Source organism: Mangrovibacterium sp. (assembly GCF_041596335.1).
GTDB lineage: Bacteria > Bacteroidota > Bacteroidia > Bacteroidales > Prolixibacteraceae > Mangrovibacterium.
The window spans coordinates 42,856-53,782 of the sequence record NZ_JBFHIT010000033.1 but is presented as its reverse complement, the minus strand read 5'-3'; the positions used below and the strand labels follow the sequence as shown (position 1 = coordinate 53,782).

General features: G+C 45.3%; 5 protein-coding genes. All 5 read right to left on the bottom strand.

Translation table 11 applies throughout. The features are described from left to right. Positions 1-135: 135 nt before the first annotated feature. The 5 genes from ABZD21_RS12525 to ABZD21_RS12505 all read right to left on the bottom strand — a co-directional run bounded on the left by ABZD21_RS12525 (position 136) and on the right by ABZD21_RS12505 (position 10,885). Positions 136-2,349: an alpha-galactosidase gene (locus tag ABZD21_RS12525; RefSeq protein ID WP_372775358.1), complete on the bottom strand. Its 2,214-nt coding sequence runs from the start codon at positions 2,347-2,349 to the stop codon at positions 136-138. Positions 2,350-2,421: 72 nt separating this feature from the next. Further along, positions 2,422-3,999, bottom strand: a complete 1,578-nt coding sequence (locus tag ABZD21_RS12520; protein ID WP_372775357.1) for a glycoside hydrolase family 32 protein — start codon at positions 3,997-3,999, stop codon at positions 2,422-2,424. 36 nt (positions 4,000-4,035) lie between these two features. Next, the gene (locus tag ABZD21_RS12515) at positions 4,036-5,556 is read right to left on the bottom strand and encodes a GH32 C-terminal domain-containing protein (protein WP_372775356.1); all 1,521 of its coding nucleotides are present in this window, start codon (positions 5,554-5,556) and stop codon (positions 4,036-4,038) included. A gap of 85 nt (positions 5,557-5,641) precedes the next feature. Continuing rightward, positions 5,642-7,384, bottom strand: coding sequence for a RagB/SusD family nutrient uptake outer membrane protein (locus ABZD21_RS12510; protein WP_372775355.1), 1,743 nt, complete (start codon positions 7,382-7,384; stop codon positions 5,642-5,644). Between the two features lie 21 nt (positions 7,385-7,405). After that, positions 7,406-10,885: a TonB-dependent receptor gene (locus tag ABZD21_RS12505; RefSeq protein ID WP_372775354.1), complete on the bottom strand. Its 3,480-nt coding sequence runs from the start codon at positions 10,883-10,885 to the stop codon at positions 7,406-7,408. Positions 10,886-10,927: the final 42 nt, after the last annotated feature.

The following is a 10,927-nucleotide window of genomic DNA, read 5'->3' as shown; positions in this document are numbered from 1 at the left end:
AATCCCAGCCATATTCAATCCGAAAAGCAGGCCGCCGTTAATGGCTACAAAAGTGGTCCAGTATAAATAACCTGCACCGGTTGGTTGATTCTGTTTCATAAAATTCGCGTATTAGCTTTTTTTCGTTTTTCAATTTTATTTCATTTCCTTCAGAAGGAAAACCGCGCTGTCAAACTGATCGGAGATGTTCAATTCGATACCAACATTCATCAGGTAATCACCTGCAAAAGTTTGTCCGTCACCCCAGAAACGAACGCGTCCATTCTTATTAATTTCTTTAACCTGATAGTGTTTCGTTTCGTCAAGACCATTCAATTTGACCGTTGGAAAAACACCCCGGGTATGCGGCGCAATGCTGAAGGCAAACAACACGGCCTCCGCTTTATCTTTGGCGACATACATTTGCGAAGCCCATCCCCCATCGTCATAAGGCGAAATCAAGCGGTACAAATCGCCGACGGTAACCAGCGGACGAATCGTCTGCTTATAGTTTCGAATGGACTCAACAGCAAATTCACGCTCCTTTCCCTGAATATTTTTAGGTTGAAGTTCCATCCCCAGACGGCCTGTTGTTGCCACATCAAAGCGAAACTTCAACGGAGTCATCCGTTGCGTCTGATGATTCGGGCTGGTTGAAACATGAGAAGCTGAACCGACAGGCGGATAAATTAAGCTTGTTCCGTATTGAATGAAAATCCGGGACAATGGATCGGTATTATCCGAAGTCCAGTATTCGTTGTGATATTTTAACGCGCCATAATCCAACCGACCGCCTCCTGACGCACAATCCTGGATCATAAAGTTGGGATATTTGGCCCGGATTCGCTCGTAAACCGTATACAATCCCTTGGTGTACAACACCCAGAAATGCGTTTGTTCCGAAGCCGGGAGCCAGGTCGATCCGGCCTGTTCCACATGGCGATTGGCGTCCCACTTGATGTATTCAATCCCCGGATGCGTTGTCAATAGACTATCAAACACGTTGTACACAAAATCCTGTACTTTTGGGTTTGACAAGTCCAGCAACAGTTGATTCCGCCAGGCAATTTTTTCGCGACCGGGACTTTGCACAATCCATTCCGGGTGATTTTCGGCCAACTCACTTTCCGGATTAACCATCTCCGGTTCAATCCACAAACCAAATTTCAATCCTTTCGAATGAGCGTAGTCGATTAAATAATCCAGACCACGAGGCAACTTATTTTTGTTCGTTTGCCAGTCGCCCAGACCGGCATCATCGTTGCTTCTCGGGTATTTGTTACCGAACCAGCCGTCATCCAGCACAAAGGTCTCAATGCCCAATTCAGCGGCATCGTCCATCATGCCGGTCAGGGTATTTTCATCAAAACTGAAATATGCACCTTCCCAACTGTTGAGCACGATATCGTGTATTTGATCGCCACCGACCATTCCGTATTTACGGCCCCATTCGTGCAAATTGCGTGAAACTTGTCCTCTCCCCTCGTTGCTGTAAGTATAAATCATTTCGGGGGTTGTAAAACTTTCGCCCGGGTTCAGACTCCATGCCGACAAAAAAGGATTGATGCCTGAAATGATATTCAACTTTTTCAATTCATCAAGCTGAAAGGCCAACCGGTAATTTCCCGACCAGGCCAGGCTTCCGCCATAACAATCGCCTTCGTTTTCCAGAGCCGGGTGGTTCAAGCTTAAAATGAAAGACGGATTTTCAGTTTGTGTTGTCCGAACGCCTTTTTTACATTCAATTACTTTGATTCCATTTTCCAGCTTTTCTTCCACCATTCCCATTTCACCTGCCCAAGCACCGTAGAAATGAGTCAAGTAGTAACTTTCAGCTTTGAGCGGAAGAAATGACGACGCAAAATTCGTCAAATGAACCGGTCCTTTTTCAAGGTTTCGGATGACTACCCACTGGCTGATTACATCTTCTGAAAAAAAAGCGTTCGTGTGTAATTCAACTTCAAAATCATAAACCCGGTCTTTCAGGTGAATGACTGTTTTTTCCAGATCCGACCGTGAATCATCCCTTTCAACCGAAAGAAATTCCAGTTCCGTATTCAAACTTCCATCGGCATGAATCGCCGCCAAGGCTGGCTCGTTAATATTGCCCAAGCCAAAAGTCGGATAGGCTTCGTACGAATAATCGCGGTTTGTATCCGGTTTCGGATACGCTTTTTGTTTCAAAAATCCGGCAGGCGATGCAGTTGCCCTCCCGAAATATTGAAATACCAGCCTGTTCGTTTGATCAACAGTGTAAACCAGCGATGTGGATTTGGTCTTGATCTCAATCACTTTTGTGGTTTGTGACATCGCCAAATCACTGAAAGACAGAATCAGACAAAGAATGAGAAGATATTTCAAGGATTTCATTTGCATTGTTTTATTAGTTTAGCCGAAAACAAGAACTGTTGTTCACACAGCGTTGCTTCATAGATCATACAATTACCAGATCGATTTTACGCTAACAATTTCTGATTTTGTGAGGGTCACCGGATGACCTTCGGCGAAAACGGTCAGTTTTGTAAACGGTTTTGTACTGAAGAATATCTCCGTCATTACCAATTCGCCTCCGTCAACAAAGATCTCTGCAGAAGCGGCATCGACAAAAATTTCCAGTTTCAGCTTGGCATTTGCCTCATAGGGCGCTATATCCACCCCTGTGAATTTATCGGAGAATCGCATATCGCCCGACTTCGTACGGTCGAAAAAGAATTGGTTATCGGCTGAAGAATAGCCGAGTTTGAGTTGTTCGCCCAAGTCGTTCTCGAACACCAGGCCAACTGATTCCGGAACTTGTTCTCCCAATTCAAATTCGAACGATAACCGACTTTGATTCAAATTGATGCCATGTAAATCCATTGCTTTCCCGCCTGCTATTTCCATCACTTCATTCTGAACTGTCAGCTTCCGGTCAGTAATCAGATCCATTTCTGCAACCGGAGCCGATTTCAGTTTGTAGCCTCCGTCCCCCTTCGCCAGGCTTAATACTCGAGGTAAAGTCATGGCGCTGCGCCACCTTTCGGTTGGAACGACCTGCGCATAATCCCAGTTGCTCATCCAGCCCATGAAAATCCGCCGTCCGTCTTCTTTCGGCACATCCGACCAGGTTACGCCCGCATAATTGTCGCGCCCCCAATCAACCCAATTCGTTTCTTTCGAGTCTGCCACAAACTGGCGGCCGTCAAAGTCGCCCAAAAAATATTGTGTCCCGGAGCCGCCGTTTGGTCCCCCGGGATTGATGTTGACAATCAGCACCCACTTAATCTCGTCGGTCCCTTCAACAGTCATCGGGAAGATATCAGGACATTCCCAAACGCCGCCGTGCGCGCCGGCATCGGCACCAAACTCACTCTCGAATTGCCATTCTCTCAGGTTGGTTGATGAATAAAAATGAACCCGATCGGCAACCGAAAGCACCATGCTCCAGCGCTTGGTCTCCTCGATCCAATTCACTTTCGGATCGCGAAAATCGGGAACACCCGGATTACCCAGCACCGGATTCCCGTCATATTTATTCCATGAACGCCCTTTATCCAAACTGTAGGCAATCCCCTGGGTTTCATCTTCCACCACACCAGCTTTTTCCTTTTCCATGTCATGGTAGGTGAAAATGGCGATCAACGGAGGATTTTCTGCGGTGCCAAAGCCACTGGAATTGTTCCAGTCAACCACCGCACTTCCTGAGAAAATGTAGCCCAAACTATCGGGATACAAAGCAATTGGCATATGTTCCCAATGCACCAAATCGGTGCTGATGGTATGCCCCCAGTACATGGGGCCCCATACGGTGCTATCGGGGTAATATTGATAAAACAGGTGATACTCACCATCGTAATACACCATCCCATTCGGATCGTTCATCCAGGCCGAATCAGGTGAGAAATGGTACTGCGGACGATAATTCTCACTGTAATAGGCATTCGCTCCGTCGGCATCTGCTTGCTGCTTTGAATTGGACGTACACCCAAAAACAGCTATCAACAGCAGGAAGAAAATTGAATTAATATTTTTCTGATACATAGTTGATGAATTTTATCTGTTAGTATAGTTTTAAAATTATTGCCAAACTGAGTTTAGTTCCGTGATGCTTCCTCCGTTTAACCTGATGGTTCCTCCATCAGCAAACAACTCGATGGAGTTCCAATCTCCGGTAAAAGCAAATTTTCGCGTTAAGGTTACAAGCCCGTCCATCGCATACAGTTCAACCGATGTCTGGTCGACGATGATCTTAAAATTCATCGTTGGTTCGCTCGTCACATAAGGAGCATAGTTAAAGCCGTCCCAGGTATCGGGATGTTGCTGACTGATTGCCGGCTCGGCGATGAAAAAATAGCGACGTTCCGAATGGTAGCCCATAATTAGTTCTTGTCCTTGTGTGTTTCTCATGCGAACACCAAACACCTCGGCCATACCTAAGTAAAGCCGGTTATCGACGTCAAAAGAAAGATTTATTTCAAATGGAATACTCAGTGTTTCTTTGATTTTCAGATTGCCTGACATGTCCGTTTCTGCCAGCTGTTGTGTTTTATTTTCAAGGCTTTTCAAACTCGCCATTGGCTTCGAAACCAAATAATAATCATGGTACATTTCTTTCAGCGACATTTCCCGCGGAAAGCTGAAGACTCCTGATTTTTCAGGATGAATGTTGAATTTCGTGTAGATTGAATTCTCAATAGCGGACATAAAGCAGGCTGGTTGGCTATTCGCAAAATAGTCGCCTAAAACAACTCCGGCATAGCTGTCGCTGCCATGGTCAATCCACTTGGGTTTGTTGTGGCTCGCCCGGTAAACGAAACCGTCAAAATCGCCGACAAAATACTGAATACCGCTTCCTTCGTTCGGAGAGCCTGCATCTGAGCTGATTGTCAGTACCCATTTCAGTTCTTTCGATTCATCCAGTTCCATCGGAAAGAAATCAACCGTTGTCCAGTTGCCATCTTTCAGGTAAACATCGTCGCCAAACCGACTTTGGTATTCCCAGTCCACTAAATTACCGGAAGCATAAAAACGGATTTCGTAACCGGCCAATACAAGCATGAGCCATTTCTGGCTTTCCTCGTGCCAAAATACCTTGGTATCGCTAACCCGGTCATAAAGGTTGTCCAGAACAATTGACCGATCCGCTGCCGCATGCCAGCTAAGGCCGTTATCGCTACTGTAGGCAACCTCTAAAAACTGCGCCGATCCGATGGCTAAATTTTCAGGATCAACAGTATTGTAAAATGCGATCATCGTGGGTTCACCGGCAGACAGGCCACTAATATTATTCCAGTCGTACACCATGCTGCCCATTCCCATTGAGAGGGTTGAATCAATCTCTAAATCAAACGACTGATGTTCCCAGTGAGTTAAGTCATTACTTACCGATTGTCCCCATCTGTAGATGGATCCGTTACTTAAGTACCGATAAAAAAGATGGTAATTCCCGTCCTGATAAAGCAGATCAACCGGCAGATCCAGTTCGTCACCAGACAGCCTGAAATGAATGGCTGATTCTGTTTCGTGCTCTTTTTGGGACGATTGGCAAGCTATCAGCCCCAACAAAATCATCAGGGGAATTAGAATCTTTCGTTTCATTGGTTTTAGTTCAGGTTTCTATTTTAAAAGCGGTTTTAAACATGGAGTAAACCCTATTTGTCCACTCCATGTTTTTTATAGCCGGTTAGTATCCGGTATTTTGTATGTACAATCCTTTCGTGAAGTCAATTTCACGCTGTGGAATCGGGAAATATTCATCCCTTGCAGCTGTGAACTTGGCATTGTTCAGAAAATCCTTTCTGGTTTTTTCTTTGGCCAGATAAGCATTCAGCGTTGGCTCAGCAACTCCCCAACGAACCAAGTCGAAGAAGCGTGGGCTTTCCAATGCGAATTCCAATCTTCGCTCCCAGCGCAAAGCCATGCGGGCATTCTCCTGAGTCCAGGATAAATTGACACCATCATATTCAGCAATCTCGTAATTTGAAGGTGCAGTTCCATCGGCAAAACGGGTTCTGCCGGTACTTTCGGAAGCACGCTGACGAATTTGGTTGATCAGCGGCCGGGCCATGTCCTGCTGTCCTAATTCAATATAAGCTTCCGCCTGCATCAATAGCACATCAGCGTACCGAATGATATCGATGTTTTTGGAAACCCCCATAAACGGGCCTTGCTTTTTGTAGCATGAGCAATCGGCAGCCTGCTGCTCTTTCATACTTTGGAAATAACCGTAAACACCGGCATCGCGAATCCAACTGTTTTTGAAAATATAGGCCTCTTCGTTCCGGTATTTGTAGGGGTGTCCGTCCATACCAACTGAATGGTCGATACGCGGATCAACCGGAACGCCTGTTGGTGTGAAATCAGCAGCGCTCAGGGCAACATCATTAAACGTGTTGAACTTTGGCAGCCCGTTTCCATCGGTAGCAAATGCATTCACCATATTCTGACTCGGCTGGTGAAATCCACAGCAACCGTATTGCGGTGCTCCGTGCGGATAGTTCAATCCGTTTTCAAAATTCAAACGTCCGGCAGTTGTTCCGTCGCTAATCGAGAACTGGATCGCAAAAACCGATTCGGTTCCGTTATCATAGCCATTGAGGAAGTTTTCGCCAAAATCAGGCTGTAAGCTGTAGTTGCCCGATGAGATTACCATTTGACAAAGCGTTACAACTTCCTGTAATCTTGTCTGGTTGATACTGGTTACCTGGTGATTTTCATTTTGCTCGTAGGCTTGATACAAACGCAATTTGGCAAGGTAGGCAGCAGCAGCATATTTATTGGCACGGCCTACTTCAGCTTGCGTTTCGGGCAAATTATCCAATGCAAACTGGAAATCTTCGGCAATTTTGTTCCAAAGTTCATCATTACTGTATTCCCGATTCGACGTTTGAAGAATTTCCTCATTGCTTTTCACTTCGTCGATGTACGGAATGTGCTTAAACAAAACTTTCAGCATAAAATGAGAATGAGCTCTCAGGAAACGTGCTTCGGCAATCCGTGTTGTTCGCAAGGCGAAATCATCATCCGTCAATTCATTCAAGGTACGCAAAGCTGAGTTGGCGCGCGAAATAGCACGATAATAATTTTCCCAGGTGTAAGGCAAACCAGCCAGCCAGCTTTGGAAAGGCTGGGTCAGGTTATATTGCTCATAAAAGTTAAAGGGTTCCACATCCGAAACTCCACCGCCTCCTTTGTAGGCATCGTCGGAGCGAACACTACCATACACCCACATGCTGGCAATCGGGCCAATCATATCATCGTTACCGATGCCTGCATAGGCGGCCGTAACCAAGCCTTCCGCTCCTTCGGCAGTTGGCGAGCCAGCAGAAATAAATCCCTGAGGTTCGGTTTCCAGGTAATCCTTACATGATACAGCCAGTAAACTGATCATGGCGATTAATGCGATATTTAGATATTTTATATTCATAATTCTTAAATTTTTAGCTGATTAGAAAGAAACATTAACACCAACTGAGAAAGTCTTTGGAATTGGAATCACATTCACATCCGTACGTTCCGGGTCGGGTCCCTGGAATTCTTTACTTTTGATCCAGAATAAATTCTCTGCCATGACGTAAAATCTCAGTTTTTCCATCCCTAATTTATTCATCGTTTGTGCTGGCAAACTGTACCCCAATTGCACGTTTCTTAATTTGAAATACGATGTGTTAACGTTGAAATAGTCAGAAGTCCGGGTTTCATTGTTACTGTCAGACAAGGTCAATGCCGGAACATCCGAATTCGGGTTTTGTGCTGTCCAGGCTCTGAACACGCCAGGCCCAACATTATCGCGTCCGCGGATGAAATCGTTATAAAAGGTATAAGGGTCGAAACCATATTTGCCGGCAACACCGGAACCAAATACCGACAGGTCGAAGTTTTTATAATTCAAATCAATTCGCAAGCTGTACTCCAGTTTTGGCAACAAGGTTCCGATGAATTTCTGATCCGATGAATTTATATCACCATCGTTATTCAAATCAGCATAACGAATACGGCCCGGAGCAGCGCCAACCTGAGTTGCATGTGCATCCACTTCAGCCTGGTTTTTAAAGATCCCCTCGGTTACATAACCAAAGATTGACAACTCGGAATGACCTAAGATTGTTTGTTCCGGATTACCGGGATAGGCTGTCCGTACTTCTTCGGGTAAGTCCGTAATTTTATCGGCGAAGTGGCTGGCGCTTCCGGCAACTTCGTACGAAAAATCATTGCTCACATCCTTGCGATAACTCAACGCAAATTCCCATCCGGTGTTTTTCTTTGTTGCGCCGTTCAGGAACTGCAATTGTCCTTCACCAAGGGCCGAAGCAACTGGTGGCTGAATCAAGATATCGGTGGTTTTACGTGTATACCAGTCGAACGAACCAACCAATTTGCTGTCGAAAAATCCAAAATCGATACCGAGGTTTAGTTCATCGGTTGTTTCCCATTTCAAAGCCGGGTTAGCAGCCTGCACCGATACGAAACCGGATGGTAAGTTACCGGTATCCTGACCACCTAAAGCATAGGCAGAACCAACGTTCCAGAAATCGTCGAAGAAGTCGTTGTGGAAAATAGCCTGAATCTGACTGGCAACAGCTCCGTAACGAGGTTCGAATAATCCGAGACTGGCAAAATCACCCACATCCTGATTACCAACGCGTCCAACACCTGCACGAAACTTCAAATTGGATAGCTTATCCATGCCATCCATAAACGACTCTTCGCTCAAACGCCATCCGAAGGTGGCTGCCGGGAACAAACCATAACGATTTTCCTGACCAAATCGTGAAGAACCATCGCGGCGCAACGTGAACGAAGCTAAAAACCGTTCGTCGAAATTATAATCAATTTTTCCGAACTGCGAGAAAAGGCGACTACCAGTGGCCGTTCCAAAACTGTTTCCGTTGCTGGTACCAGCGCTCAATACAAAAAAATCTTCTGTTTGCGTTGAGAAACCTTCTTTGTAACCTGTGAAATCCTTGAAGTTATCTTTCACGGCTTCAATACCTAATAAGAAACCAAATTTACTTTTACCAATCTCCAGACTATATTGTGCCGTATTTGACCAGGTGATACTGGTAAAATCGCTGTTATAGATGGTCATGTTATTGACCGACCGTGCGATAAACCCATTGGTAAAGCTAGGTTCAATGTCTTTATCTTTCACCATTGAATAGTCAATACCAACAGTTGTCCTCAATACCAAATTATCAATTGGTCTGGCTTCAGCATAAATACTGGAGAACAAATAACTGCGGTTGGTATTATCCCAACGGTTGATGTATTGCATCATCACCGGGTTATTCCGGTCGGAATAGCCAGCGCCGATTGGGCCGCCATATTCACCGGTTTTGGTATACAACGGAATTGTTGGTGCCAATGTGATTGCCAGGCCAGGAGTAGGCGCACTACCCAAGTCGGGAGTTTCAAGGGTTTCGTTCGATGAAACAACTTGCGCGTTAATTCCAAATTTCAGTTTATTGTCGAGCAGACTGGTTTGTCCGTTGATACGCGCTGTGATACGGTCGTAGTTGGTATATTTCAACATACCCGTATTTTTGATGTAGCCAATATTCATCAGTACCGATGATTTTTCGGTTCCACCGGAGACAGTCAGGTCGTTACTAATAACAAAGCCTGTTTCGTAACTTGCGTCCTGCCAGTCGGTGTCACCAACCGGTACATTCATATCTCCGCCAACAAAGGGTTGCGGAGTTACACTGTTCAATACCGGATTATTGAAATCCCCATTCCAGTCGAAGTTGTAGATTTCGCCATAACCACCTGCCGGATCAACACCATCGTTAACAGAAGCCTGCCACAAAGCACGACCACGATCAGCAGAATTCAGCATATCAAAACGTTGTGATTTTTCAGATTGAGTAGAAAAGTTAGAGTTGAACTCTACGCGAACTTTCCCTTTCTTCTCTGAGCCGTTTTTGGTGGTAACAATGACCACACCGTTTGATGCCCTGGCACCATAAATAGAAGAAGCAGAAGCATCTTTCAAAACCTGAACGGATACAATCGATCCGGCGCTCAGGCCCTGGAACACTTCAGGCCGTTTTGTTGGAACACCATCGATAATATAAAGCGGATTGTTGTCGCCAAGGGTGTTGACACCACGAATAAGAATCCGGCTGTTGGCTGCATTTGGCGAACCCGATTTTTCAATATACAACCCCGGAACACGCCCTTGCAATGCTTGCATCGGGTTTCCGGAACTCATACTCACGTTCTCAATTGATTGCAACTCGATGACTTCAATCGCACCTGTCAAGTCGGCTTTCCGTTGAACAGAATAACCAACGGCAACAACCTCAGCCAAGCCAATTGTTTCTTCCTCCAGTATGACGCTAATGACGGATTGTCCTGCCACCTCAACTTCTTTAGATTGCATGCCGACAAAGGAAAACACCAGCACATCGGTGCTGCTAACTTTTCCCAAGGTGTAGTTTCCGTCAAAGTCGGTAATCGTTCCGTTGGTTGTACCTTTTACCACGACCGTTACGCCTGGGAGCGGAGCACCTGAAGTATCGGTTACTTTTCCCGATATTTTTTCTTGCTGCATGATGTTTTGTACTTGTGTTGCACCCTCAGTCACCGCAATATACCGGTCAATAATTTTATACGAGTAGCCGGTATCTCTGAACAGACCTTCCAAAACCTGATCGATGTTCTCATTTTGGAAATCCACCGATACCACTTTGTCCAGAATAGCCTGGTCAAATTTTAAAACAAAATGATAGCCAGAAACCTCTTCGATTTGTTCGATGACGTCTTTCAATGCCGAATTCATGTTTAAGGAAATCTTACCGGACTGACCGAAAGATGACGCATAAATCTGCATACTAAACAGAAATACAAGGAAGGCCGTTAGTTTCATAATTCGCATAATTTGTTTGAGCCCCACATAAGCGGAGGCGTACTCAATTTTTTTCATAAATTTGAAATGTTTAAGTGACTACTTGCCTTTTTGCCGAAG